Consider the following 22,513-nt stretch of genomic DNA (forward strand, 5'->3'; position numbering starts at 1 on the left):
AAATATTGACGAAATTCCTTTCGCGTGGAAAGCTTTTTCCAACGCGAGGGGAGAACATGGCCGAATCCGTCGAAAATGCCGTTGAAATCCTGAATGCCGACGGAACCGGACCGGTGGTTCTTGTCTGCGAACACGCGACGAATCACATTCCCGCGGCCTATGGCGGGCTTGGCCTCGATGCGGCGGCGCAGTTGAGTCATGCCGCCTGGGATCCCGGCGCGGAGCCGCTGGCGCGGCTTCTCTCGATGGCGCTCGATGCGCCGCTTGTAGCTGGGCGCATCTCGCGGCTGGTCTATGACTGCAACCGCCCCCCCGAAGCCCCAAGCGCCATGCCCGAGCAGAGCGAAACCGTCATGGTGCCGGGCAACCGGGGGCTTGACGCGGCAACCCGCGCAGAGCGGACCCGCGCCGTTTATGATCCCTTCACCGCCGCGCTCTCTGGTGTCATCGCGGGGCGCAAGTCGCCCGTGGCCCTTGTCACGGTGCACAGCTTTACGCCCACATGGTTCGGCACCCCGCGCGCGGTGGAAATCGGGATTCTGCATGACGCCGATGCGCGGTTGGCCGATCTGATGCTGGCCCATGCCCCTGCCCTTGCGCATCGCCGGATCGAACGCAACGCGCCCTACGGCCCCGAGGATGGCGTGACCCATACGCTGCGGGCGCACGGACTGGCGGGCGGCCTGCCGAATGTCATGCTGGAGGTGCGGCAGGATCTGCTGACCGGCGAAGCGGCGCAAGAGCAGATGGCCAGCGAAATCCTGGCCCTGCTCCGCCCGGCGCTGGCCGCGCTCGGACTAGGGGAGCCGCAGAATGCGTGACCTCATGCGCGGCTATATTCGCGGCATCGACCGGATGAACCGCTTTATCGGGCGGATCGCGATGTATCTCATCTTTGCGCTGATGGGGGTGCTGCTCTGGTCATCGGTGTCCAAGACGTTTTTCAGCCCCGCGCTCTGGACGCTGGAGACGGCACAATTCGTGATGGTGGCCTATTATATTCTGGGCGGGCCCTATTCGATCCAGATGGGATCGAACGTGCGGATGGACCTGTTCTATGGCGACTGGTCGGCGCGCCGCAAGGCCTGGATGGACAGTGTGACGGTTCTGTTCCTGCTCTTCTACCTCGGCGTGCTGCTCTATGGCGGTATCAGTTCCACCGCCTATTCGCTGGGCTATTTCGGCACCGAACCGCTGGCCTTCTTCTGGGATCTTCTGCGCACCTTCGTGACCGAGGGGCGCGACGCCGCCGCCGCGAAAACCGGCGTGCTGGAGCGCAGTTCGACCGTCTGGCGGCCGGTGATCTGGCCGATCAAGACGATTCTTTGTTTCGGCGTGTTCCTGATGCTGTTGCAGGCGCTGGCCGAGCTTTGCCGCGACATCATGCGCCTGCGCGGCGAGGAGGTTCCCAGTGCCCTATGAGATGATCGCGCTCTTCATGTTCGCGACCATGATGGTGATGCTCTTTACCGGGCAGCGCGTCTTTGGCGCCATCGGCTTTGTTGCCGTGATCGCGGCGCTTCTGCTCTGGGGGGACAGGGGCGGGTTCGACATCGCCTTTGCCTCGGCGATCAAGCTGATGAAATGGTATCCGCTGCTGACGCTGCCGATGTTCATCTTCATGGGCTATGTGATGAGCGAGAGCCGCATCGCCGACGATCTCTATAAAATGTTCCATGTCTGGATGGGGCCGGTGCGTGGCGGGCTGGCGATCGGCACGATCGGCCTGATGGTGCTGGTCTCGGCAATGAACGGGCTTTCGGTGGCGGGCATGGCGATCGGGGCCACCATCGCCCTGCCGGAACTCTTGCGGCGCGGCTATGACAAGATCATGGTGACGGGCGTCATTCAGGCCGGATCGAGCCTTGGCATCCTTGTGCCGCCCTCTGTGGTGCTGGTCCTCTATGCGATGATCGCGCGGCAACCCGTGGGGCAATTGTGGCTTGCCGGGATCGTGCCGGGGTTGATGATGGCCACGATGTTTGTGATCTACATCTATGTGCGCTGCCGGGTGCAGCCGCATCTTGGCCCGGTCCTCCCGGCCAGCGAGCGCGCCATGCCGATGCGCGAGAAACTGCGGCTTCTGCGCGCGGGTCTTTTGCCGCTGTTCATCTTCGCGGCGATGATGGTGCCCTTCGTCAACGGCTGGACGAGTCTTGTTGAAAGCTCTGCCATCGGCGCGATGACCGCCTTCATGGCCGCCGTGCTCAAGGGGCGGATGACAAAGGCCGTGTTCGAAACCTCGGTGCGCATGACGCTTGGCATTTCGTGTATGTTCATGTGGATCATCCTTGCCGCGCTGGCCTTTGGCGCGGTGTTCGACGGGCTGGGCGCGGTCAAGGCGATCGACAGCCTGTTCACCCAGAAGCTGGGGCTTGACCCCTGGATGATCCTCATCCTGATGCAGCTCAGCTTTATCGTGATGGGAACGTTTCTCGACGATACCGCGATGCTGGTGATTGTCGCGCCGCTTTATGTGCCGCTGGTGGGCGCGCTGGGCTTTGATCTGATATGGTATGGTGTGCTTTATACCATCACCACGCAGATCGCCTATATGACGCCGCCCTTTGGCTATAACCTGTTTCTGATGCGGGCCATGGCCCCGCCCGAGATCACCTTGCGCGACATCTACCGCTCGATCCTGCCTTTCGTGCTGGTGATGGCGCTGGCGCTGGCGCTGGTGATGATCTTTCCGCAGATCGCGTTGTGGCTGCCACAACTGGTCTATGGATGATGGAATAACCCGAGAACTCCGCCAATGGAGCGAACCCATTCGAGCAACCAACAGGAGGATCAAGACATGACCACCAGAAGAAAGTTTCTCACCACCGCCGGGGTCGGCGTGGCGGCAACGCTGGCCAGCCCCGCCATCGTCAAGGCACAGGCCCCGATCCGCTGGCGGATGCAGACCTATGCCGGCGGGGCATTGGGCGAGCATGTGACCAAGCCGATGGTCGATTACGTCAACGCGGCCGCCAATGGCGAGATGGAGATCGAGCTGTTCTATGCCGATCAGATCGTGCCCACCGGAGAGCTGTTTCAGGCGCTTCAGCGCGGCACCATCGACGCGGTGCACTCGGACGATGATTCGATGGCCTCGCCCACGCCGCTGCGGCAGTTCGGCGGCTATTTCCCCTTTGCCACCAAGCATATCCTCGATGTGCCGGTGCTTTTTGACCAATACGGTCTCGCCGATATCTGGCGCGAGGAATATGCCAAGGTCGGCGTGCAGTGGATTTCCGCCGCCGGACAGGACCCGTGCAACTTCAACACCAAGAAGGAAATCACCTCGGTCGCCGATCTCGACGGGCTCAAGCTCTATACCTTTCCGACGGCGGGGCGTTTCCTGGCCAAATTCGGCGTGGTGCCGGTGAACATTCCTTACGAGGACGCCGAGGTCGCGGTGCAGACCGGCGAGCTTGACGGCATGTCCTGGTCGGGGATCACCGAGGACTACACCGTCGGCTGGGCCAATGTGACCGACTATTTCCTGACCAACAACATCTCGGGGGCCTGGATCGGGTCCTGGTTCGTGAACCAGCGGCAATGGACCGACCTGCCCGATCACCTCAAGCAACTGGTCATGGCCGCAACCGAGGCAAGCCACACCTATCGCAACCAGTGGTATTGGGGCGGCGAGGCGCGGCTGCGGGCAAAGGGCGACAAGCTGGCGTTGCGCACCGTGCCTGCCGAGGAATGGGCCGTGGTCGAGGACGCTGCCAAGGATTTCTGGAACGAGGTGGCGCAGGAAGGCGAGATCGAGGCGAAGATCGTGTCGATCTTCCGCGAATACAACGAGGTCATCAACCAGGCCGGCCCGCCCTATACCAACGGCTGAGCCGCGCCGGAAAAGATGTGTCCGGCCCCGCAAAACCGGGGCCGGACCACGCAGCAAGACCGACAGAATAGCGATAGAAAAACAAGGACGCCGCCATGGCCCTCAGTCTCGAAGATCTGAAATCGCAGGTTGCCGCGGGCGCGGTCGATACCGTGCTCGTCTGTCTCGTGGACATGCAGGGGCGGCTGATGGGCAAGCGGTTTCACGCCGCGCATTTCCTTGCCAGCGCCTGGAAGGAAACCCATTGCTGCAACTACCTGCTGGCAACCGACCTGGAAATGACCACGCCCGAGGGCTTTGCCGCGACAAGCTGGGAGCGCGGTTATGGCGATTACACCATGAAGCCGGACCTGAGCACGCTACGCCCGATGCCCTGGCTCGACGGCACGGTGATGGTGCTCTGCGACGTGCTCGACCACCACACCCACGCACCGGTGCCGCACAGCCCGCGCGCCATGCTCCAGAGCCAGATCGCGCGGCTTGACGACATGGGCTATCAGGCGATGATGGCGACCGAGCTTGAATTCTTCCTGTTCGAGAAGAGCTTTGAGGAGATCCGCAAGTCTGGCTATCGCGATCTTGCGCCGATCTCGGGCTATAACGAGGATTACAACATCCTCCAGACCACGCGCGAAGAGCACGTCATGCGCCCGCTGCGCAATCACCTGTTCGCGGCGGGCATCCCGGTAGAGAACACCAAGGGCGAGGCCGAGGCCGGGCAGGAGGAGCTTAACATCCGCTATGCCCCCGCGCTCGACATGGCCGATTACCACACCGTCGCCAAGCACGCAGTCAAGGAGATAGCCCATCAGCAGGGCCACGCCGCGAGCTTTCTGCCGAAATGGGATCACCGGCGCGTCGGCTCGTCAAGCCATGTGCATCAATCGCTCTGGCAGGACGGCAAACCGGCCTTCTTCGATCCCGAGGACAGCCTCGGGATGTCGCAACTGATGAAGCATTACATGGCCGGGCTGCTGAAATACGCCCCCGATTACACCTATTTCCTCGCCCCCTATATCAACAGCTACAAGCGGTTCCAAAAGGGCACATTCGCCCCCACCCGCACGATCTGGTCGGTGGACAATCGCACGGCGGGCTTCCGCCTCTGCGGTGCGGGGTCGAGGGCCGTGCGCGTGGAATGCCGCGTCGGCGGATCGGACCTCAACCCCTATCTCGCCATGGCGGCGATGCTGGCAGCGGGGATCAAGGGGATCGAGGACAGGCTGGAGCTGGCCCCGCCGACAGTGGGCGATGCCTATGGCGGCGAGACCGGCCTGATCCCGCAGACCCTGCGCGACGCGTATCTGACGCTGAAAGGATCGGATTTCCTGCGCGCGACATTCGGCGACGAGGTGGTGGACCACTACGCCCGCGCGGCGGAGGTGGAGATCGAGGATTTCGACCGGGTGGTGACGGATTACGAGGTGGCGCGCGGTTTCGAACGGGCGTGAGGGCGGCAACGCCGGACGTGAGTATTTAGGGAACGATGAAGAGGCGGGCGAGGTGCCCGCGATCAAGGATGCGATCATGACGACATTGACATGCATTTCCCCGATCGACGGATCGGTCTTTGCCACGCGCGAGGCGATGGCGCTTGAGGGCGCGCGCGCGGCGGTGGCCGAGACCCGCGCCGCGCAGGCGGGCTGGGCGGCGCGCCCCTTGGCGGAACGCGTGGCGCTGGTCATGGCGGGCGTGGCCGCCGTGGGCGACATGAACGACGAGATCGTGCCCGAACTGGCGCGCATGATGGGGCGGCCCGTGCGTTATGGCGGCGAGTTTCGTGGATTCAACGAGCGCGCAGGCCATATGGCGGCGATCGCCGAAGGGGCGCTTGCCGATATCGAGGTCGGCGAGGACGCCGCGTTCCGGCGCTATATCCGGCGGGTGCCGCACGGGGTGGTGTTCGTGGTAGCGCCTTGGAATTATCCCTACATGACCGCGATCAACACCGTGGCGCCCGCGCTCATCGCGGGCAATAGCGTGGTGCTCAAGCACGCGACGCAGACGCTTCTGGTGGGTGAGCGCATGGCGCGCGCCTTCCATGCGGCGGGCGTGCCGGAGGCGGTATTCCGCAACATCTTTCTCGATCACGACACAACCTCGGCGCTCATCGGTGAAGGCGCGTTCGATTTCGTCAACTTCACCGGTTCCGTGGGCGGCGGTCAGGCGATGGAGCGCGCGGCGGCGGGCACCTTCACCGGGCTGGGGCTGGAGCTTGGCGGCAAGGATCCGGGCTATGTGATGGAGGATGCCGATCTTGACGCGGCGGTGGAGACGCTGATCGACGGGGCGATGTTCAACTCGGGGCAATGCTGCTGCGGAATCGAGCGGATCTATGTGCATGAGAGCCTTTATGACGCCTTCGTGGAGAAATCCGTGGCGCTGGTGCGGGGCTATCGCCTTGGCGACCCGCTCGACCCCGAGACGACGCTCGGGCCGATGGCCAATGCGCGTTTCGCGGCAGAGGTGCGCGCGCAGATCGACGAGGCGCGGGCGATGGGGGCGGTGGCGCATATCGAGACCTTTCCGCAGGATGACGGGGGCTGCTACCTCACGCCGCAGATCCTGACCAATGTGACCCACAAGATGCGCGTCATGCGCGACGAGAGCTTTGGTCCCGTGGTGGGGATCATGCCGGTTTCCTCGGACGAAGAGGCGATCGCCCTGATGAATGACAGCGACTTCGGCCTCACCGCGTCGCTCTGGACAGCCGACATCGACCGCGCGGCCCGGATCGGCGACGCGATCGAGACCGGCACCGTGTTCATGAACCGCGCCGATTATCTCGATCCCGGCCTGTGCTGGACCGGCTGCAAGCAGACGGGGCGCGGCGGCGGCCTGTCCGTCATCGGCTATCACAACCTGACGCGCCCCAAATCCTACCATCTCAAGAAGGTGACGAAATGACCCTCAACGCCAACTGGTCCTATCCGACCGCGATCAAGTTCGGGGCTGGCCGCATCGCCGAACTGCCCGCCGCCTGCGCGCAAGCAGGAATTTCCCGGCCTCTTCTGGTCACCGACCGGGGGCTTGCCACGCTGCCGATCACTGCGCGCGCGCTCGATATCCTGCGCGACGCGGGGCTGGAGCCGGGGCTTTTTTCCGAGGTCGATCCCAACCCGAACGAGGTCAACCTGAGCGCCGGGGTCGCGGCCTACAAGGCGGGTGGGCATGACGGGGTGATCGCCTTTGGTGGCGGCTCGGGGCTGGACCTGGGCAAATGCGTGGCCTTCATGGCCGGGCAGACGCGGCCGGTCTGGGATTTCGAGGATGTGGACGACTGGTGGACGCGGGCCAACGCGGATACCATCGCCCCCATCGTCGCTGTGCCCACCACCGCCGGGACCGGCTCGGAGGTGGGGCGCGCGAGCATCATCACGCACTCGGCCACCCATGCCAAGAAGATCATCTTTCACCCCAAGTTTCTGCCCACGGTGGTGATCTGCGACCCGGAACTGACGGTGGGCATGCCGCGCGCGATCACCGCGGGCACCGGGCTTGACGCCTTTGCCCATTGCGTCGAGGCGTTTTCCTCGCCGCATTACCACCCGATGAGCCAGGGCATCGCGCTTGAAGGTATGCGGCTGGTGATCGAAAACCTGCCGCGTGCCTATGCGGACGGCACCGATATCGAGGCGCGCGCACAGATGATGAGCGCAGCAGCGATGGGGGCGACGGCGTTTCAGAAGGGCCTTGGCGCGATCCATGCCATGAGCCATCCGGTGGGGGCCTATTTCAACACCCATCACGGGACAACGAATGCTGTCTGCATGCCTGCCGTGCTCGATTTCAACGCGGACGCCATCCGCGAGCGGTTCGACCGGGCGGCGGCCTATCTGGGCATTACGGGCGGGTTCGACGGGTTCCGTGCCTTCGTGCAGGAATTCAACGACAGCCTCGGCATACCGCGCGGCCTTGCCGCGCTTGGCGTGACCGAGGCGGCCATTCCCGATCTGGTCAGGGGTGCGATTGTCGATCCGTCCTGCGGCGGCAATCCGGTGACGCTGACCGAAGACAACCTCACCGCGCTCTTTCACGCGGCGATGTGAGGGCGCGGAAGGGCGCGAGCCGACCAAGGCTTGCGCCCGTTGCACCTTCGGGACGCGGAAGGCCACCCCGATATACCTGCCTGCCACCCGCGCGCGGGCAGACCGGTGATTACGTCATTGCCCCCCAGGGTGTCGATATCGTCGAAGAGATCCGCCGCGCGGTGTCTCAGCGGGGGCTGGTCGGGATAAGGGGCAGTTGCTCTGCCACAGCGCGCAGAAGGCCGCGCCCCTCGCGCTCGGCCCGCGTCATCACCGCGTTGAGCAGCGAAATCGCGGTGGGCGAGGTGAGCGGCACGGAATGGTTGAGCGCGGCACCGCCTTCGGAGAGGTCGGTCACATCCACAACCTGAACATCCGGGCGCACGACCTCGCCCGCCTCTGCGATGACGCCAAGCCGTGGCTTGCGCCCGGTTATGAAGCCCGAAAAGGTGAGCGCGCGGTCGCGCTGCGTGATGAAGATAAGGAACGGTTGCGGCAGGGTGCCAATGACCTCGGCCTGCCGGGCGAATATGTCCGGGTCGATATCGGGGGCGACCAGGACCACGCCGCTCAGCCGGTCCAGCAGGCGGCGGTCACCCTTGAGCGAGATCTGGCGCAGCGTCTCCATGGTCAGGTGAGAGCCCATGGAATGCGCCAGCAGAAACACGCGGTCGCCCGGTCGCGCGGTCAGGTCGCGGATCGTGCGTTCAAGATCGTCACGGGCGAAAAGAACGCTGTCGCGGTCGTAAAGATAGCCGCGCGGATCCCCCGCCGAGGGCCAGGCAAAGAGCACGCCGGGCATCTGGACCTCGAAATCGGTGATGATCTGGGCCATGCGGAACGTGGCCTCGGACAAGGTGCTGTTGTAGCCATGCACGAAAAGCAGCGTCTCCTGGCCTGGCACGGTGCGGCGCATGTCCGCGATCAGCGCGCGCGCATCGGGATAGACACCCGCCTCGGTCACGACGAAATCGGTTGCGGCGTCGGGGGCCACCTTGGGCCAGGCGATCCGGCCGGGGCGGTGGGTAGGCGGCACCGAGACGTCGATCCGGAAATGCTGCACCTCTTGCGGGCGATCATTGCCGAAGAGCGAACCGCCGGTGTCGAGCCTGCGTCCGCTTACGCCAAACACCGGCACGATGGTGGCCGCCGGATCTGGGACCGCGCGCATGGCCACAGGGCGCGGCGAACAGGCCGCCACGACCATGACCAGTATGAGTGCCAGACTGCGCCCCGAGATTCCCATGCTCCGCCTCAACCTTGGACCGCGCCCTCATATACGAGAGCCATCGGCCCACCAAGCGTCAGTGCGCCCCCAGCATCCCTTTTTCCTGCGCAAGCGCGCGCATCCGCTTTTGCAGCTTTTCGAAGGCGCGCACCTCGATCTGGCGGATCCGCTCGCGGCTCACGTCATATTGCGCGCTCAGATCCTCGAGCGTGATGGTCTCTTCGCTGAGGCGGCGCTGCGTGAGAATGTCACGCTCGCGCTCGTTAAGCACATCCATCGCCTGCGCCAGCAATTCGCGCCGCGCCTCAAGTTCGTCGCGCGCCTCGTAGTCGCCAGCCTGATCTGCGTCTTTATCCTCTAGCCAGTCCTGCCATTGCATCGAGCCTTCGCCATCGCCACCGACGGTGGCGTTGAGCGAGGCATCGCCGCCGGACATGCGGCGGTTCATGCTGACCACTTCTTCTTCGGTCACCCCAAGGTCATGGGCGATCTTCTTGACCGCCTCGGGGCGCAGGTCGCCTTCTTCCAGCGCGCCGATCTTCGCCTTGGCCTTGCGCAGGTTGAAGAACAGCTTTTTCTGCGCCGAGGTGGTGCCGAGTTTCACAAGACTCCAGGATCGCAGGATATATTCCTGGATCGAGGCCCTGATCCACCACATCGCATAGGTGGCAAGGCGAAAGCCCTTCTCGGGATCGAACCGCTTGACCGCCTGCATCAGACCCACATTCGCCTCGGAGATTACCTCGGCCACGGGCAGGCCATAGCCGCGATAGCCCATCGCGATCTTGGCCGCGAGACGCAGGTGGCTGGTGACCATCTTGTGCGCGGCTTCGGTGTCCTGTTCCTCGACCCAGCGCTTGGCAAGCATGTATTCCTCTTCCGGCTCCAGAAGCGGAAATTTGCGAATCTCCTGCATGTAGCGGTTGAGGCCGCCTTCCGGGGTCGGCGCAGGCAGATTTGCGTAATTGCCCATGCTGTTGTCCCTCCTGATCCTGTTCATTGTCACTGACCTGTGCAGTCCTCCAGCGAATTCAAGAGAACTTATTTCAGGGATATTAACGCACCATGACGGCACGTCCGTCGAAATCAGCCCGATGTTTCGAAAATTCACATCATTCTGTCCGAGTGTCATCATAACCACGCAAGGCAGCAAGCAGCGTGCGCATATCCTCGGGCAAGGGTGCGTCAAAGCGCAGCGTCGCGCCGCTCAGCGGATGAACAAACCCGAGACTGCCTGCGTGCAGCGCCTGCCGGGGGAATGCCTCTGCCGCCTCTGCCCCCCCCTCGGGCAGGGCGCGGGCGGGCAAGCGGCGGCGGCCACCATAAACCGGATCCCCGACAAGGCCATGGCCCACATGGGCCATATGCACGCGGATCTGATGGGTGCGCCCGGTCTCAAGCCGGCATTCCAGCAGCGCCGCCGCAGCCGGTGTGCCGAAACTCTCGATCACCCGCGCCCGCGTCACCGCCCGCCGTCCGCCATGGACCACGACTGCCTGACGCTGCCGGTCGGTGCGGTGGCGGGCAAGCTGCGTGGTGATGCGCAGCACGCCCCCCGACTCGAACGTCACGCCCGCCAGCCCGCGCAGGCGTGGATCACCCGCGTCCGGCACGCCATGGACCACAGCGCCGTAGGCGCGCTCGACCGTGTGTGCCGAAAATTGCGCGGCCAGCCCCTGATGCGCGGCGTCGGACTTGGCCACCACCAGAAGGCCGCTGGTGTCCTTGTCGATCCGGTGCACGATACCAGGCCGCCGTGCGCCGCCCACGCCCGAAAGGCTGTCGCCACAATGGTGGAGCAGCGCGTTCACAAGCGTGCCTTCGGGGCTGCCCGGCGCCGGATGAACGACCATGCCTGCGGGCTTGTCGATCACGATGAGGTCATCATCCTCGTAAACCACATCGAGAGCGATGGCCTCTGGCGCCATATGGCTCTCGCGCGCCTCGGGCAGGGTAATCTCCACAAGGTCGCCCTCGGCCACCCGCGCCCTGGCGTCCAAGACCGCCAGGCCGTTGATGCGCACTGCCCCCTCCTCGATCAGTCGCGCCAGCCGTGTGCGCGAGAGCGCCAGCGCCTCTGGCACATCGCGCGCCAGCGCCTTATCAAGGCGGGGGGCCGGGTTGGCCCCAATGGCAAAGCAAAGCGGGTCCTGCCCCATGTCCGAGAGTCCTCAGCCGGTCAGCCCGGCGATGCTGAAATTCCTCGCGCGGCTGATCACGGTGCTGACCGCCACGATGATCCTCGGCCTTCTAGTGATTGTCGGCCTCTTTGTCACCCGGTTCTGGGGGGCGCCCGATGTGCCGCTGCCCGAACGCCTGACCCTGCCGGACGGCGCGCGCGCCACGGCCTTTACCCAGGGGCAGGATTGGCTTGCCGTGGTGACACAGGACGGGCGCATCCTGATCTATGACCGAACGAGCGGGGCGTTGCGACAGGTCGTGCTGATAGATTAGGCCGGGATGGTACCGCCTCCCCGGCTCGAACGGGGGACCCCCAGATCCACAATCTGGTGCTCTAACCAACTGAGCTAAGGCGGCACTGGTGGGCGATTTAGCCGCGCTTGGGCGCGATTGCAAGCCCGATCTGAGTGCGTGCCCCTTGTCAGCCGGGGGCAAAGCGGCTAGCAAAACGCGCAGCTTCAGGAGGGCTCCATGGGCATCAATACCGAGCGCGACATCGAGGCCAATCTTCAGATCGGGCCAACGGATCAAGGTATGGTGCGCCTGTTCATAGAGGCGCAGGGCCTTGAGCTTCCGATGGATTTCGATCCAGAAGAAGCTGAGGAAATCGCTGAGGAAATCCGCGCCGCAGCACAGGCCGCGCGGCTCAAGGGATCATGAACCGGGATCGGTAAACTGCCGCAAGCGGCGTGCGGCATCGCGGGCAAAGCGACGGACAAGCGCGGTGCGCCGGGCCGGTGCAAGGCGGTTCTCCGGTGCCATGCGCAGAATCTCGGCATCATAATCGTCAGCAATGATCAGGCCGGTTCCCTCGGGCAACAAATCGGTGGGAAAACCGGCATCGACAGCCCAGAAATACCGGTCGCACCAGTCAAGATAGCCCGGCCACTTGCCGTCACTCATGAAATCGGCGCGACTCGACTTGCACTCGATCACCCAGATCTCGGCCCTGGGCCCGAGCGCCATGACATCGACCCGCCGCCCGCGTTCGGGGATAAATTCCTCGATCGTCACGAAATCATGGGTCATGAGATGGCGGCAGACGCCACGCGCAAGCCGCTGACCGGGAAGACGGGGGCGGGACTCCTGTATCATGGCACGATTATGAACAAAAAGGGAACACGCGCAACCCCTTGTCGCGAAGGCAACAAGCGCCTAATTGAAAGGGGTGACGGGTGCTGCCCTTCTCGATAGCGGTTGCATTCCGGTGGCCTTAAGCAATTCCGAGGGAGCTGGCTCTGTCCGGACCCTGGTCCGGTTACCCGGCGCCCACCTGTATAAACAGGTCCTCGGGAATGAGAACACCGAACGGCTGCGGCGGGCCCGTCACTTCAATGCTCCTGACATCGAACAAAAACCATCCGACGGCTGACCCGGATCAGGCGGGGATGGTAGGCCCGGAGGCTTTCAGCACGCTTCCAAGTATCAATCGCTTGCACTGGCGAACCCGGCCAGCGCTTCCATTGAAAACATTGAAGAAAATCGCGCTTTGGCGAACCGCCCGCCGGACCCTGAAAATGCGAACCCCGGCGCGCTGGCGGGCGCAACCGGGGCGAACAGCATAGAGAAAAAGGCGGCGAGCCTCGAACCGAAGGAATACAGCAACACCCCGGCCCGCGCAAGCCTGTCCGTTGTCACCGACTGGCACCGGAACCGCTGGGCATGGAAGCGGGCTGTTCTGGCCGATCGACGCCTTGCAGACCGCGCCAAGCTTCTGGCCACCGTTCTGGTGGACACCTTCGCCAACTGCGAAACCGGGCGCTGCAACCCCTGCAATGACACCCTAGCCGAGACGCTGGGCAAGGACGTTCGCAGCATCCGGCGGGCGGTTGCGGAACTGCGCGCGGCGGGCTGGATCGACACCCGCACCGGGCGCGGACGCGGCGCGCGGATCGCCTTCATCTTCCTGACCGGGGACGGAACCGTCCCGATCGCAGACCCGAGAAAGGTTGCAGAAATGGCCGCATATCGCAGCGAACCGCCCCGCGAAAGGCGGACAGATGTGTCCGCTTATCAGACCGAAAAGCGAACACCGGAACCTGCCGAAAGGCGGACACCCGCGTCCGGAAAGGCGGACAGAACTGTCCGGGTATTACATAGAACCAAAGAAAAACCAAATACGCGCGCACACGCGAGGCCCGCCGAGGCTGACCATTCCCAAGCCCGAAGGCCAGCGAATGCGCGGCCCGTCCCGTTCAGCCGCTGCGTGCATCGCGGGACCAGCGCCGAGGCGGATTGGAACCGCTGGCTTGCCGATCGACGATTGCCGGACCTGTCGCAAATCGGCCTGCGCGCATCGGATCCCGAGGGGCCGGGCTGGGATATGCCCTGGAAGTTTCCACCGCCTGCGAACGATCTTGACCGCACCGAGAAGGCCGAGCGGTTCGCATGGTGGCTTGTCAACATCGCCAACGACCGGGCGCGCAAAGCGGCACCGGCGCACGCTCTGGCGGCGGGGGGCTGAATGCTTAGAAAACCAGAACAGGACCGCTTGCACGATCTGGCCAGCCGTGTCGCCCGCCTGATCCCGTCACGCCGCGACCCCGAAGCGTTCCATGCCGAGAAAAGCGAGATCGCCCACGATCTGCGCCAACTGGCCGACACCCTGACCGCCACCCGAACCGAGAGGACCAAGCCATGACCACCACCGACATTGTTCTGCGCATCAATGACGCCATCCGCACCAATGACCAGCGCGACCTGATCACGCTGGCAACCCAGATCGAAAACCTGCTGATCGAGGACACCATGCGCGGCGCTTGGCTGGCGCTGATCGAGACCGCCACCGAGGCAATCGAGGGCGCATTCCGCTGATCTGCGCCACCTGACCGCCGCCCGAACCGAAAGGACCAAGCCATGACCACCACGCAAAGCGACGAGCACTGCCGCCAAGAGGCCGCGCACCAAGCCGCAATGGCGCTGCGCGACCTGCTGGACGAACTGACGGGGCGCGGCCTGCCCCTCGAGGCCATCATGGCCGGGGTTCATGCCGAGATTGTAAGCACCATGGTTTGTGTTTGGGGCGGGCCTGCAACCATCGCCCGCATGGTCAATGCGGCTGACCGGATCGACGGCCTGCCATCGGCGCTGCAAGTCCGGCTTATGGCAGCACAACCCGCCGGGCGCGCCTGATCTTCACCGCTGCGCGGGTCCTTTCCGGGCCGAGCGTATGCGGGGGGCATAGGCGCGGCATGTGAGGCGCTGCAAGATTTTGTAAGGGGCTGAAATGAGAATTGTGCAGGAATTACCGGGACTTGATGGCGACCGCGCTGTTGTGCGCATCGGCGGGGCCGACCTTTGCACCCTTCTGCGCATATCCCCCGCCGCCTTGACTGCCCTTGTTCAGCGCGACCTTGCAGTGAGGCTTGGCCGGGACAATTACGATCTGACCGAGACTGTCGGACGCTACACCGAGCATCTGCGCGGCATTGCCGCCGGGCGCGGCGGGGAAGCTGAAAGCCTGACCCTGACCGGAGAGCGGGCGCGGCTGGCGCGCGCGCAGGCTGACGCGCAGGAACTGAAAAACGCCAGCCTGCGCGGGGAACTGGTCAAGGCCGAGGACGTGGCGCGAGAATGGGCCGACATTCTGCGCGGGTTGCGGTCGCAGCTACTGGCCATCCCGTCCCGCCTGCGCGCCGATCTGGGCCACCTGACCGCCGCCGATGTGGCGCAGATCGACCGGGCCTTGCGGGACGTTCTGACCGAAATAGGGGGCGGCGATGCACGGACAGATTGAAGCCATCCGCGCCAAGGCCCTGCGCGCGCTGATTCCGCCGCCGCGCCTGCGTCTGTCGGAATGGATTGAAAAAGAAATCCGGTTGCCGGACGGCCTGACCGCGCAGCCCGGCCCAGTTCGCCTGTGGCAGTTTCAGCGCGACATTGCCGACGCAATCGGGGATCCGCTGATTGAGCGCGTCACCCTGATCAAGCCTGTCCGAGTCGGATTTTCAACGATCCTGACCAGCGCTGTCGCGGCATTCGTGGCCAACGAACCAAGCGCCATTTTGTGCCTGTTGCCGACCGAGGCCGATTGCCGCGATATGGCCGTGTCAGAACTGGAACCGATCTTCACAGCGTCCCCGATCGTCGCTGACGCGCTGTCCGATGACCGCGACGAAGCTGGCCGGAACACCCTGCTGTCGCGCCGGTTCCCCGGCGGTTCGTTGAAGATCGTCGCGGCCCGCGCACCGCGCAACCTTCGCCGCCATTCGGCCCGCGTCCTGCTGATTGATGAGGCCGATGGAATGGACGCCACGGCGGAAGGATCCCCGATCACCTTGGCCGAGCGCCGCACCCTGTCATTCCCTGACCGCAAGATTGTTCTTGGCAGCACGCCGGTTCACGAAGAAACCAGCCATGTGTTGCGCGCCTATGCGCAAAGTGACCAGCGCGTGTTCGAGGTTCCATGCCCGGAATGCGGAAGCTTCACCGAAATCCTTTGGCAGCATATCATCTGGGACCCTGACCAGCCTGAAACTGCCCGGTTCCGTTGTCCCCATTGTGAAGGCGAGATAGCCGAGCGAAACAAGCCCGGCATGGTCGCGCAGGGAACGTGGCGCACCACCCGGCCCGAGGTCAAGGGCCATGCCGGGTTCCGGATGAATGCCCTTGTAAGCCTTCACGCGAACGCATCATGGGCCAAGCTGGCGGCGGAATTTCTTGCAGGGAAAGATGACCCGCAGGCCCTGCAAGTGTTCACAAACACCATTCTGGGCGAGGCATGGCGAGGCGAGGGCGAGGAACTGGCCGAAGCCGATCTTGCCGCCCGCGCCGAACCTTTTAGCCTGGACAAAATCCCCGCCGAGGTTCTGGCACTGACCGCCGGGGTTGATGTCCAGCATGATCGCCTTGAACTGACCTTCACCGGCTGGACCGAAGCCGGGCAAGCGCTGATTTTGGACCATCGCGTGATCTGGGGCGGCTATGAGGATCCCGAGACATGGCAGGCCCTTGACGATCTGTTGCGCACGCGCTGGCCGCACGCGCTTGGCGGGCGCATGGCGCTGGACGCCTGCGCCGTGGACGCCGGGGACGGGGCCAGCATGGCGCAGGTTCTGGCCTTCACCACGCCGCGCCTGCGCGCGCGGATCGTGGCCATCAAGGGCGCAAGCGGCATGGCCCGCCCGATCATTGAGAAATCGGCCACGCGCAGCAAGACGGGCGCGCCCCGGCCCTTGTGGATCGTCGGAGTTGACGCCGCAAAAACTGTCCTATTCGCCAAGCTGGCGCAGCCCGGCGCGGTTCGGTTCAGCGACCGCTTGCCGGAAGTCTATTATGAGCAACTTACCAGCGAACGCGCGGTTGTGCGTTATCGCAGGGGCGCGCCTGTCCGATCGTTTGAGCGGATCGCGGGGCGGCGGGCGGAAACCTTGGACACCGCTGTCTATGCGCTGGCCGCGCGCCAGTTGGTCACGATCGACCCCGAGCGGCGGCGGGCGGAACTGTCCAGTGACCGGGCCGACAAGACGCGGGCCGGGCCGGTCCTGAAATCTGAATGGATGACCCGGCGATGAGTTGCGGCGCAAACCCGAGGCGGCTAAGGCATGGCCAAGTTTGCCGACAAGACGGCGAGTGTCGGACAACCCCGTCCGCGCGCGGGCCTTCCCTCCTTGGGCCGTGGCGCGCAAACCTGCGAATCAGTAAGGTGAAAAAAGCGCGGCGGTTCGACACCAGCCGCTTCGCGGGTCAGAACCCTGCGCTTTTAGGACGTAGCATCGCCCATTCTGTGGCGCAAGCAAACTGCGACGAAACTACCGCGAGTGCGCGCGAATGCGCTTCAATGACGTTTCAACTACGACGAAACGCGCTGAAACTACCTGTTTGTTGTAGACTCTACAAATTCCTTTACGGGAATGACTTTTCATGAGATTCTTACGACATGGCTTCCTTGTTTGACCAAATCATAGACACAGCGACCGCTGCGACCGGGTTGCCCCGGACAGACACATTCGGGGTTGCCCGCGTGCTCCGCGAAAGGGGACTGTTCCCGCGCATGTCCCGAGCGATTGACACGCAAGTTGTGTCGGACGCTGAACTTGCGCGCCTAGTGCTAGCTTGCATGTTCCGCCGCCCGGCAACAAAGGCCCCAGATTTCCTGAAGGAAATGGAAGAGGCGGAAATCACCACGGCCAGCCATGAAGCGATTGCCGCCGCGTTGCCACTGTCAGATTTCCCGGCCTTAACCGATCTGGCGCACCCCGGCTTGAACGTGATCGAAGCCCTTGCGGCACTGATCCGCACCGCCCGGCGCGCGCCGATTGTGTTCGAGCAACGCGCATTCAATTCTGTTCTGGAAATGGACCTGCTGCGCCGTTCCGCCGAACTCTATCTGGAAATCGACGCGCAAACCCCGCTGACCTATGACGTTCGCACCCATTTGGAGTTTGAACCGTTCCGCCAGTTTCATCGCGGGGCTTTGAGCCATACCGCCCGGCTACCTATTCGGGCGGTCTGTGCGATTGCCGATGCCGCAGAAAGGACGCCCGAATGATCGCCCTGCGCGACATGATCGCCCGCCTGCGCGGCAAGCCCGAACCGCGCCACGCGCGCCATATCGAGGCCGGGGGCGGCGGCTGGCGCTGGTCCGGCACCCCGACGCTGGCCGCGCCGAACAATGCCATTCTGGCCGCGCATACGCCTGCCCGACACCGCGCCGCAGCACTGGCCGCGAATTCCGCCGTTGCCGCCGCCGCTGTCGAAAGCTGGACCGCAGCCCTTGCGGGCGCTGGCGGCTGGCAGGTTCGCCCCGGCCATCCTGACCGGGACACCGCCGCCGCGCTGGCCGACGAATTCGAGGCCATCATTCACCCGGCCTTGCCGATCGTCGCGCGCGCCTTGTGCCGCGACGGCGAAAGCTTCACCCGAATCGTGACCAGCGCCGACCGGTTCCGGGTTCGGCACTTGCCCGCTGGACAGATCGACGCCAGCTTGACCCGAAACCTTGAGGGCGACCGGGCCATTGTCGCAGGAGTCGAAATCGACGGCGACGACGAACCGATTGCTTATCACGTTCACCGGACCCCGCCGGACGCACCCTTTAACCTTCTGGGCGAAACCGTCCGGATCCCGGCGGATGAGGTCCTGCACATCTTTGACCGCCAGCACCCCGGACAAATTCGGGGCTTGACATGGCTTCACCCGGCCCTTGCCAAGCTGTCCGATTTCGACGCCGCCAGTGATGCAATGCTGATGAGCCTGAAAACCCAAGCCCTGTTCGCCGGGTTCATAATCGACTTGAACGGGGGAACCGGCGGGTTCGACGGAAACGAAAGCGGCGGGGCGGTCAATCTGGCGCTGGAACCCGGCGGCATGAGATTTCTGCCCGCCGGAACCGATATTAAATTTGCGCAACCCGGCGGCGGCCTATCGCAGCAAGCGGAATTCCTGAAAATCCAGCTTCACGAAATCGCTGCGGCGCTTGGCCTGCCGTATGAAATGCTCACGGGCGACTTGTCCGAAACCAACTATTCAAGCGCACGGTTCAGCGCCCTGCAATTCCGCCGCCGGGCGGAAATGCTGCAAAAAACGCTGATTGAAGGCCAGTTTCTGCGCCCGCTATGGCGGCGGTTCATTGCTTGGAAAGCGCTTACCGGGGACCTACCCGCCGATGCCGCTGCATCGCCTGACTACAAGGTCACGTTCACCCCGCCGGGCTGGCCGACGATCGACCCGCTGAAAGAAACCAACGCCGACATTCGGGCGCTGGAATCTGGCCTGAAATCCCGTGCCGAAATCATCGCCGCGCGGGGCCGGGACCCGGATGAAGTGGACCGCGAGATTGAAGCGGACCGCATCCCGGCGCGGCAGGAAGGTGCAACATGACCATTCATCTGCGCGCGGTCACGCCGCGCCCGTCAACACTGGACCCGCAGGCCCGCACGATCGAGGCCATTGTTTCGACCGGCGCGCCTGTGATCCGCAGCGGGTTTGAGGAGCGGCTTGACCTGTCCGGCGCCGATCTGTCGCGCCTTATCGGCGGTCCCGTCCTGGACGGCCACCGGAGCGAAACCACGCGCGACCAGCTTGGAGTGATCGAGGCGGCGGAAATCCGCGCCGAGGGCCTTTGGTGCCTGATCAAGTTTCGGAGCAATGAGGCCGCAAAGGCCGTCATGGCCGACATTGCCGAGGGGACAATTCGCGGAATTTCCATCGGATATACTGTCCAAGAATGGAAGGAGATTCACGAGTGAAACGCCGAATTCGCGTTGCGACCCGCTGGACCCCGCTGGAAGTGAGCGTGGTTCCTGTCGCGGCCGACCCTACTGCACACTTTCGACATGGAGAATCGAGCATGGAAACGGAAATGATCGAGACCGCCACCACCACGGCGGAAACCAACCGCGCGGAAACCAACCGCGAGATCCGCAGTATTGCGCGCCTGGCCGGGCTTGGCGATGAATGGGCAAACGGCCAGATTGACGCCGACGCCAACGCCGAGGATGCCCGCACCGCGGCATTCGCAGAAATGGCCACGCGGCAAGCGCAGACCCGCACCCGCACGGCCCGCGCCGAGATCCTGACGGATCACAATGACCCGGCGGTTGTGATCGCCCGCGCCGGGGAAGCCATTTTTGCCCGGTCGCATCCCGAACACCAGATTTCCGAACCGGCCCGCGCTTATGCCGGCATGAACTTTGCTGATCATGCCCGCGAAAGTCTGCGCCGCGCCGGGATTTCCACAACCGGCATGGCAGCGGAAACCATGATCACGCGGGCGCTGCACACCACGTCAGATTTCCCGCTGATCCTGGGCGATGCCGTCAACCGGGAATTGCGCCGGTCTTATCAAGCGCCCGTGTCTGGCGCGCGCCTGATGGCACGCCAGACCACCAACCGCGATTTCCGGACCAAGCGGCGGCCCATTCTGGGCGAGGCCCCGGCCCCGAAACAGGTCATGGAGGGCGGGGAATTCCAGCATGGCACGATCGACGAAGCGGCGGAAACCTACGCGGTTTCGACCTTCGGGCGGATTATCTCGGTTTCCCGGCAAATCCTGGTCAATGACGACCTGGGGGCCTTCACCCAAGTCCCCGCCGCAATGGGCACCGCTACGATGAATTTCGAGGCCGCGCAGCTTGTGGCCAAGATCGAGGGCAACGCGCAAATGTCTGACGGCATCGCGGTCTTTGACGACGCGGGCCACGGGAACGACCTGACCGGCAACAGCGAAATCACCCCGGCGCTGGCCATCATGCGGACAGCCATGCGGCGCAAGACGGGCCTGTCCGGCGCACCGATCGACGTGGCCCCGCGCTATGTCCTGGTCCCGCCGGAACTGGAAACCGCGATGCAGAAGGCGCTGGCCGAAATCCAAGCCACTGCAACCGAGGATTTCAATCCGTTCAGCAACCTGACGCTGGTTGTCGAACCCCGGCTGACCAGCGCGACCAAATTCTACATGGTCGCGGATCCACAGATCGTGGACGGGCTGGAATATGCCTATCTGGAAGGCGCACCGGGGCCGCAGATCGAAACCCGCGCCGGGTTCGAGGTTGACGGGACGCAAATCAAGGTCCGGCTGGATTACGGTTGCGGATGGGTGGACTATCGCGGCTGGCACCGCGCCGAACACGATCCTGAGGCCGAATAATGCCGATCGAGGCTGACGAACTTGTCCAGTTGCGCGATGCCCTTCTGAGGGCGCGCGCGGCTGGCACGCGGTCGCTGTCCTATGAGGGGAAATCCTACACCTATGCCAGCGACTCGGAAATGGCCGCTGCGCTGGCCGATCTGGAACGGCGCATTGCACGCGCGACACGCCCCGCGCCTGGCGCGCTTCGCTTCCTGACTTCCAAGGGGTTGTGACCCATGCCAAACCGGCCCGCCACGGTAAAACAGGCTGACGTGACACGCGCCGTCAAGGGCGCTGTCGCGGCTGGTCTGGCCGTGGGCAGGGTCGAGATAGACCAGCGCAACGGAAAGGTCATCATCTGGCCGGCTGGCGCGTCTGACGGCACGTCCGGGAACGAGTGGGACGAGGTTCTAAAATGAAGCCGTCCCGGTTCCCCAAGGCCAAGGCATACCGCGACCGGCACGGGCGCACGCGCTGGCGGTTCCGCCATCGAGGCTTTGCGCGCGAACTGGGAACCGACTTTGGCAGCGACGATTTCAAGCGTCGCTATGCCGAGGCCGAGGCCGAACTTATGGGGCCGGGGCGCGCCGGGGCCGGAGCGGATCGCACGATCCCCGGCACCCTGTCCGATCTGGTCATCAGCTATTACAAGTCCCCTGAGTGGCGCGGCCTGTCGGAAAGCAGCAAGCGCACCTATCGCGGCCCGATCGAGCGCCTGCGCGTCCAGCACGGCGACAAGCGCATTGCCGCGCTTGAGCGCAGGCACGTCATGGCCATTCTGGCGCAGAAGGTCGATACCCCGGCGGCGGCGAACAACCTGCGCAAGCGGCTGGCGCAGCTTCTGGACCATGCAATTGCGCTGGACTGGATCAAGGCCAACCCCGCGCGCCTGGTCAAACCCTATCGGATTGAAAGCAGCGGGTTCCACGCCTGGGACGAAGGCGAAATTGCCCGTTTCTTCGAGGTTCACGAACCCGGCACGCTGGCGCATCGCGCGGTCACGCTGATGCTTTACACGGGCGCGGCCCGTGTCGATGCCGTCAAGCTTGGCCCGTGGAACATCAAGGGCGGGCGGATCGAATACCGCCGCCAGAAAACCATTCGCAGCAATGGGGTTCTGGTCAGCATTCCCATTCACCCGGATCTTGCCGAAGTGCTGGCCAGCCTGCCCGATGATCGCCCCTTTCTGGCCACGGCATATGGCAAGCCACGCTCACCCGAGGGCCTTGGCAACGTCATGCGCGAATGGTGCGACAAGGCCGGGCTGTCCACCTGTTCAGCCCACGGCCTGCGCAAAGCCTGCGCCCGGCGGCTGGCCGAGGCTGGCGCAACTGCGCATGAAATCATGGCCGTGACGGGCCACAAGACGTTGGCCGAGGTCCAGCGCTACACCGAATCTGCAATGCGCGAGGGGCTGGCAGATCAAGCCTTCGCCAAGCTGATTTCCCGGCCAAATCGGGAACAAACCGTGGTGAACCTACCCCGTAGGTTCGCCAAAAATGACACCCAAGCATCTGAAATGAAAGGAAAATAACATGGGGTTTGGTAGGCCCGGAGGGACTCGAACCCCCAACCAAGGCGTTATGAGCGCCCTGCTCTGACCAATTGAGCTACAGGCCCGGCCTGACCACCTGCTACCATGTCGCGGGCGGGCGTCAAGGCTTTCG

26 protein-coding genes and 2 tRNA genes are annotated in these 22,513 nt (G+C 64.1%); 22 read left to right on the forward strand and 6 right to left on the reverse strand.

The window, feature by feature from the left end; genetic code table 11:
- The first annotated feature begins 56 nt into the window (after positions 1-56).
- From KAK09_RS06170 to KAK09_RS06200, 7 genes are all read left to right on the forward strand, one after another.
- Positions 57-821 (forward strand): N-formylglutamate amidohydrolase, encoded by a 765-nt coding sequence (locus KAK09_RS06170; protein ID WP_210878060.1) that lies wholly within the window; start codon positions 57-59, stop codon positions 819-821.
- Entirely contained in the window at positions 814-1,422 is a 609-nt protein-coding gene (locus KAK09_RS06175; protein ID WP_210878061.1) for a TRAP transporter small permease subunit, read from the forward strand. The genes KAK09_RS06170 and KAK09_RS06175 overlap by 8 nt, the downstream gene beginning before the upstream one ends.
- On the forward strand, positions 1,412-2,734 hold the full coding sequence (locus KAK09_RS06180; RefSeq protein WP_210878062.1) for a TRAP transporter large permease subunit: 1,323 nt from the start codon (positions 1,412-1,414) through the stop codon (positions 2,732-2,734). The genes KAK09_RS06175 and KAK09_RS06180 overlap by 11 nt, the downstream gene beginning before the upstream one ends.
- A gap of 66 nt (positions 2,735-2,800) precedes the next feature.
- Positions 2,801-3,838, forward strand: coding sequence for a TRAP transporter substrate-binding protein (locus KAK09_RS06185; protein WP_210878063.1), 1,038 nt, complete (start codon positions 2,801-2,803; stop codon positions 3,836-3,838).
- A 95-nt stretch (positions 3,839-3,933) separates the two neighbouring features.
- Positions 3,934-5,289, forward strand: coding sequence for a glutamine synthetase family protein (locus KAK09_RS06190; protein WP_210878064.1), 1,356 nt, complete (start codon positions 3,934-3,936; stop codon positions 5,287-5,289).
- A gap of 76 nt (positions 5,290-5,365) precedes the next feature.
- Positions 5,366-6,745 carry an aldehyde dehydrogenase family protein gene (locus KAK09_RS06195; protein WP_247651095.1) on the forward strand — a complete coding sequence of 460 codons (1,380 nt, stop codon included), beginning with the start codon at positions 5,366-5,368 and terminating at the stop codon, positions 6,743-6,745.
- The gene (locus KAK09_RS06200; protein WP_210878065.1) at positions 6,742-7,887 is read left to right on the forward strand and encodes an iron-containing alcohol dehydrogenase; all 1,146 of its coding nucleotides are present in this window, start codon (positions 6,742-6,744) and stop codon (positions 7,885-7,887) included. The genes KAK09_RS06195 and KAK09_RS06200 overlap by 4 nt, the downstream gene beginning before the upstream one ends.
- Before the next feature lie 166 nt (positions 7,888-8,053).
- On the opposite strand, the gene KAK09_RS06205 is transcribed toward KAK09_RS06200, so the two are convergent.
- The 3 genes from KAK09_RS06205 to KAK09_RS06215 all read right to left on the reverse strand — a co-directional run bounded on the left by KAK09_RS06205 (position 8,054) and on the right by KAK09_RS06215 (position 11,253).
- Positions 8,054-9,112 carry an alpha/beta hydrolase gene (locus tag KAK09_RS06205; RefSeq protein WP_210878066.1) on the reverse strand — a complete coding sequence of 353 codons (1,059 nt, stop codon included), beginning with the start codon at positions 9,110-9,112 and terminating at the stop codon, positions 8,054-8,056.
- A gap of 58 nt (positions 9,113-9,170) precedes the next feature.
- Positions 9,171-10,067 carry an RNA polymerase sigma factor RpoH gene (gene rpoH / locus KAK09_RS06210; RefSeq protein WP_210878067.1) on the reverse strand — a complete coding sequence of 299 codons (897 nt, stop codon included), beginning with the start codon at positions 10,065-10,067 and terminating at the stop codon, positions 9,171-9,173.
- 139 nt (positions 10,068-10,206) lie between these two features.
- The gene (locus KAK09_RS06215; protein ID WP_210878068.1) at positions 10,207-11,253 is read right to left on the reverse strand and encodes an RluA family pseudouridine synthase; all 1,047 of its coding nucleotides are present in this window, start codon (positions 11,251-11,253) and stop codon (positions 10,207-10,209) included.
- Here KAK09_RS06215 and KAK09_RS06220 point away from each other — a divergent pair.
- Entirely contained in the window at positions 11,252-11,548 is a 297-nt protein-coding gene (locus tag KAK09_RS06220) for a DUF6476 family protein (protein WP_210878069.1), read from the forward strand. The two genes, KAK09_RS06215 and KAK09_RS06220, sit on opposite strands and share 2 nt — an antisense overlap.
- 7 nt (positions 11,549-11,555) lie before the next feature.
- Here KAK09_RS06220 and KAK09_RS06225 read toward each other — a convergent pair.
- Positions 11,556-11,632 (reverse strand) — tRNA-His (locus tag KAK09_RS06225).
- 114 nt (positions 11,633-11,746) lie between these two features.
- On the opposite strand from KAK09_RS06225, the gene KAK09_RS06230 reads away from it, so the two are divergent.
- Positions 11,747-11,935 carry a DUF6324 family protein gene (locus tag KAK09_RS06230; RefSeq protein WP_210878070.1) on the forward strand — a complete coding sequence of 63 codons (189 nt, stop codon included), beginning with the start codon at positions 11,747-11,749 and terminating at the stop codon, positions 11,933-11,935.
- Here KAK09_RS06230 and KAK09_RS06235 read toward each other — a convergent pair.
- Positions 11,930-12,370 carry an MmcB family DNA repair protein gene (locus KAK09_RS06235; RefSeq protein WP_210878071.1) on the reverse strand — a complete coding sequence of 147 codons (441 nt, stop codon included), beginning with the start codon at positions 12,368-12,370 and terminating at the stop codon, positions 11,930-11,932. The genes KAK09_RS06230 and KAK09_RS06235 overlap by 6 nt on opposite strands.
- A gap of 634 nt (positions 12,371-13,004) precedes the next feature.
- On the opposite strand from KAK09_RS06235, the gene KAK09_RS06240 reads away from it, so the two are divergent.
- The 13 genes from KAK09_RS06240 to KAK09_RS06295 all read left to right on the forward strand — a co-directional run bounded on the left by KAK09_RS06240 (position 13,005) and on the right by KAK09_RS06295 (position 22,380).
- Positions 13,005-13,739 carry a helix-turn-helix domain-containing protein gene (locus KAK09_RS06240; protein ID WP_210878072.1) on the forward strand — a complete coding sequence of 245 codons (735 nt, stop codon included), beginning with the start codon at positions 13,005-13,007 and terminating at the stop codon, positions 13,737-13,739.
- Positions 13,740-13,916: a hypothetical protein gene (locus KAK09_RS06245; protein WP_210878073.1), complete on the forward strand. Its 177-nt coding sequence runs from the start codon at positions 13,740-13,742 to the stop codon at positions 13,914-13,916. It begins immediately after the preceding gene.
- The gene (locus KAK09_RS06250) at positions 13,913-14,089 is read left to right on the forward strand and encodes a hypothetical protein (protein WP_210878074.1); all 177 of its coding nucleotides are present in this window, start codon (positions 13,913-13,915) and stop codon (positions 14,087-14,089) included. The genes KAK09_RS06245 and KAK09_RS06250 overlap by 4 nt, the downstream gene beginning before the upstream one ends.
- 42 nt (positions 14,090-14,131) lie before the next feature.
- On the forward strand, positions 14,132-14,407 hold the full coding sequence (locus tag KAK09_RS06255; protein ID WP_210878075.1) for a hypothetical protein: 276 nt from the start codon (positions 14,132-14,134) through the stop codon (positions 14,405-14,407).
- Between the two features lie 94 nt (positions 14,408-14,501).
- Positions 14,502-15,011, forward strand: coding sequence for a terminase small subunit (locus KAK09_RS06260; RefSeq protein WP_210878076.1), 510 nt, complete (start codon positions 14,502-14,504; stop codon positions 15,009-15,011).
- The gene (locus KAK09_RS06265) at positions 14,995-16,788 is read left to right on the forward strand and encodes a phage terminase large subunit family protein (RefSeq protein ID WP_210878077.1); all 1,794 of its coding nucleotides are present in this window, start codon (positions 14,995-14,997) and stop codon (positions 16,786-16,788) included. Before KAK09_RS06260 ends, KAK09_RS06265 begins: the two co-directional genes overlap by 17 nt.
- Before the next feature lie 545 nt (positions 16,789-17,333).
- Positions 17,334-17,765 (forward strand): hypothetical protein, encoded by a 432-nt coding sequence (locus KAK09_RS06270; protein WP_210878078.1) that lies wholly within the window; start codon positions 17,334-17,336, stop codon positions 17,763-17,765.
- A complete protein-coding gene (locus KAK09_RS06275; RefSeq protein ID WP_247651097.1) occupies positions 17,762-19,096 on the forward strand; it encodes a phage portal protein in 1,335 nt (444 codons plus the stop codon). Before KAK09_RS06270 ends, KAK09_RS06275 begins: the two co-directional genes overlap by 4 nt.
- Positions 19,093-19,464, forward strand: a complete 372-nt coding sequence (locus KAK09_RS18675) for an HK97 family phage prohead protease (RefSeq protein WP_247651098.1) — start codon at positions 19,093-19,095, stop codon at positions 19,462-19,464. Before KAK09_RS06275 ends, KAK09_RS18675 begins: the two co-directional genes overlap by 4 nt.
- Positions 19,443-20,864, forward strand: coding sequence for a prohead protease/major capsid protein fusion protein (locus KAK09_RS06280; protein WP_336244429.1), 1,422 nt, complete (start codon positions 19,443-19,445; stop codon positions 20,862-20,864). The genes KAK09_RS18675 and KAK09_RS06280 overlap by 22 nt, the downstream gene beginning before the upstream one ends.
- On the forward strand, positions 20,864-21,079 hold the full coding sequence (locus tag KAK09_RS06285; RefSeq protein ID WP_210878079.1) for a phage head-tail joining protein: 216 nt from the start codon (positions 20,864-20,866) through the stop codon (positions 21,077-21,079). The genes KAK09_RS06280 and KAK09_RS06285 overlap by 1 nt, the downstream gene beginning before the upstream one ends.
- Before the next feature lie 3 nt (positions 21,080-21,082).
- The gene (locus tag KAK09_RS06290; RefSeq protein ID WP_210878080.1) at positions 21,083-21,265 is read left to right on the forward strand and encodes a hypothetical protein; all 183 of its coding nucleotides are present in this window, start codon (positions 21,083-21,085) and stop codon (positions 21,263-21,265) included.
- The gene (locus tag KAK09_RS06295; protein WP_210878081.1) at positions 21,262-22,380 is read left to right on the forward strand and encodes a tyrosine-type recombinase/integrase; all 1,119 of its coding nucleotides are present in this window, start codon (positions 21,262-21,264) and stop codon (positions 22,378-22,380) included. Before KAK09_RS06290 ends, KAK09_RS06295 begins: the two co-directional genes overlap by 4 nt.
- Before the next feature lie 9 nt (positions 22,381-22,389).
- On the opposite strand, the gene KAK09_RS06300 is transcribed toward KAK09_RS06295, so the two are convergent.
- Positions 22,390-22,466: transfer RNA gene (locus KAK09_RS06300), tRNA-Ile, on the reverse strand.
- Positions 22,467-22,513: the final 47 nt, after the last annotated feature.

The sequence above is a fragment of the Roseovarius autotrophicus genome, from assembly GCF_018069895.1.
Lineage (GTDB): Bacteria > Pseudomonadota > Alphaproteobacteria > Rhodobacterales > Rhodobacteraceae > Roseovarius > Roseovarius autotrophicus.

Excerpts from the sequence above, each read along its gene's own strand:
- KAK09_RS06170 (WP_210878060.1), top strand. The coding sequence starts at position 57 with ATGGCCGAATCCGTCGAAAATGCCGTTGAAATCCTGAATGCCGACGGA.
- KAK09_RS06175 (WP_210878061.1), top strand. The coding sequence starts at position 814 with ATGCGTGACCTCATGCGCGGCTATATTCGCGGCATCGACCGGATGAAC.
- KAK09_RS06185 (WP_210878063.1), top strand. The coding sequence starts at position 2,801 with ATGACCACCAGAAGAAAGTTTCTCACCACCGCCGGGGTCGGCGTGGCG.
- KAK09_RS06190 (WP_210878064.1), top strand. The coding sequence starts at position 3,934 with ATGGCCCTCAGTCTCGAAGATCTGAAATCGCAGGTTGCCGCGGGCGCG.
- KAK09_RS06195 (WP_247651095.1), top strand. The coding sequence starts at position 5,366 with ATGACGACATTGACATGCATTTCCCCGATCGACGGATCGGTCTTTGCC.
- KAK09_RS06200 (WP_210878065.1), top strand. The coding sequence starts at position 6,742 with ATGACCCTCAACGCCAACTGGTCCTATCCGACCGCGATCAAGTTCGGG.
- KAK09_RS06205 (WP_210878066.1), bottom strand. The coding sequence starts at position 9,112 with ATGGGAATCTCGGGGCGCAGTCTGGCACTCATACTGGTCATGGTCGTG.
- rpoH (WP_210878067.1), bottom strand. The coding sequence starts at position 10,067 with ATGGGCAATTACGCAAATCTGCCTGCGCCGACCCCGGAAGGCGGCCTC.
- KAK09_RS06220 (WP_210878069.1), top strand. The coding sequence starts at position 11,252 with ATGTCCGAGAGTCCTCAGCCGGTCAGCCCGGCGATGCTGAAATTCCTC.
- KAK09_RS06215 (WP_210878068.1), bottom strand. The coding sequence starts at position 11,253 with ATGGGGCAGGACCCGCTTTGCTTTGCCATTGGGGCCAACCCGGCCCCC.
- KAK09_RS06230 (WP_210878070.1), top strand. The coding sequence starts at position 11,747 with ATGGGCATCAATACCGAGCGCGACATCGAGGCCAATCTTCAGATCGGG.
- KAK09_RS06235 (WP_210878071.1), bottom strand. The coding sequence starts at position 12,370 with ATGATACAGGAGTCCCGCCCCCGTCTTCCCGGTCAGCGGCTTGCGCGT.
- KAK09_RS06245 (WP_210878073.1), top strand. The coding sequence starts at position 13,740 with ATGCTTAGAAAACCAGAACAGGACCGCTTGCACGATCTGGCCAGCCGT.
- KAK09_RS06250 (WP_210878074.1), top strand. The coding sequence starts at position 13,913 with ATGACCACCACCGACATTGTTCTGCGCATCAATGACGCCATCCGCACC.
- KAK09_RS06255 (WP_210878075.1), top strand. The coding sequence starts at position 14,132 with ATGACCACCACGCAAAGCGACGAGCACTGCCGCCAAGAGGCCGCGCAC.
- KAK09_RS06260 (WP_210878076.1), top strand. The coding sequence starts at position 14,502 with ATGAGAATTGTGCAGGAATTACCGGGACTTGATGGCGACCGCGCTGTT.
- KAK09_RS06265 (WP_210878077.1), top strand. The coding sequence starts at position 14,995 with ATGCACGGACAGATTGAAGCCATCCGCGCCAAGGCCCTGCGCGCGCTG.
- KAK09_RS06270 (WP_210878078.1), top strand. The coding sequence starts at position 17,334 with ATGTTCCGCCGCCCGGCAACAAAGGCCCCAGATTTCCTGAAGGAAATG.
- KAK09_RS06275 (WP_247651097.1), top strand. The coding sequence starts at position 17,762 with ATGATCGCCCTGCGCGACATGATCGCCCGCCTGCGCGGCAAGCCCGAA.
- KAK09_RS18675 (WP_247651098.1), top strand. The coding sequence starts at position 19,093 with ATGACCATTCATCTGCGCGCGGTCACGCCGCGCCCGTCAACACTGGAC.
- KAK09_RS06280 (WP_336244429.1), top strand. The coding sequence starts at position 19,443 with ATGGAAGGAGATTCACGAGTGAAACGCCGAATTCGCGTTGCGACCCGC.
- KAK09_RS06285 (WP_210878079.1), top strand. The coding sequence starts at position 20,864 with ATGCCGATCGAGGCTGACGAACTTGTCCAGTTGCGCGATGCCCTTCTG.
- KAK09_RS06290 (WP_210878080.1), top strand. The coding sequence starts at position 21,083 with ATGCCAAACCGGCCCGCCACGGTAAAACAGGCTGACGTGACACGCGCC.
- KAK09_RS06295 (WP_210878081.1), top strand. The coding sequence starts at position 21,262 with ATGAAGCCGTCCCGGTTCCCCAAGGCCAAGGCATACCGCGACCGGCAC.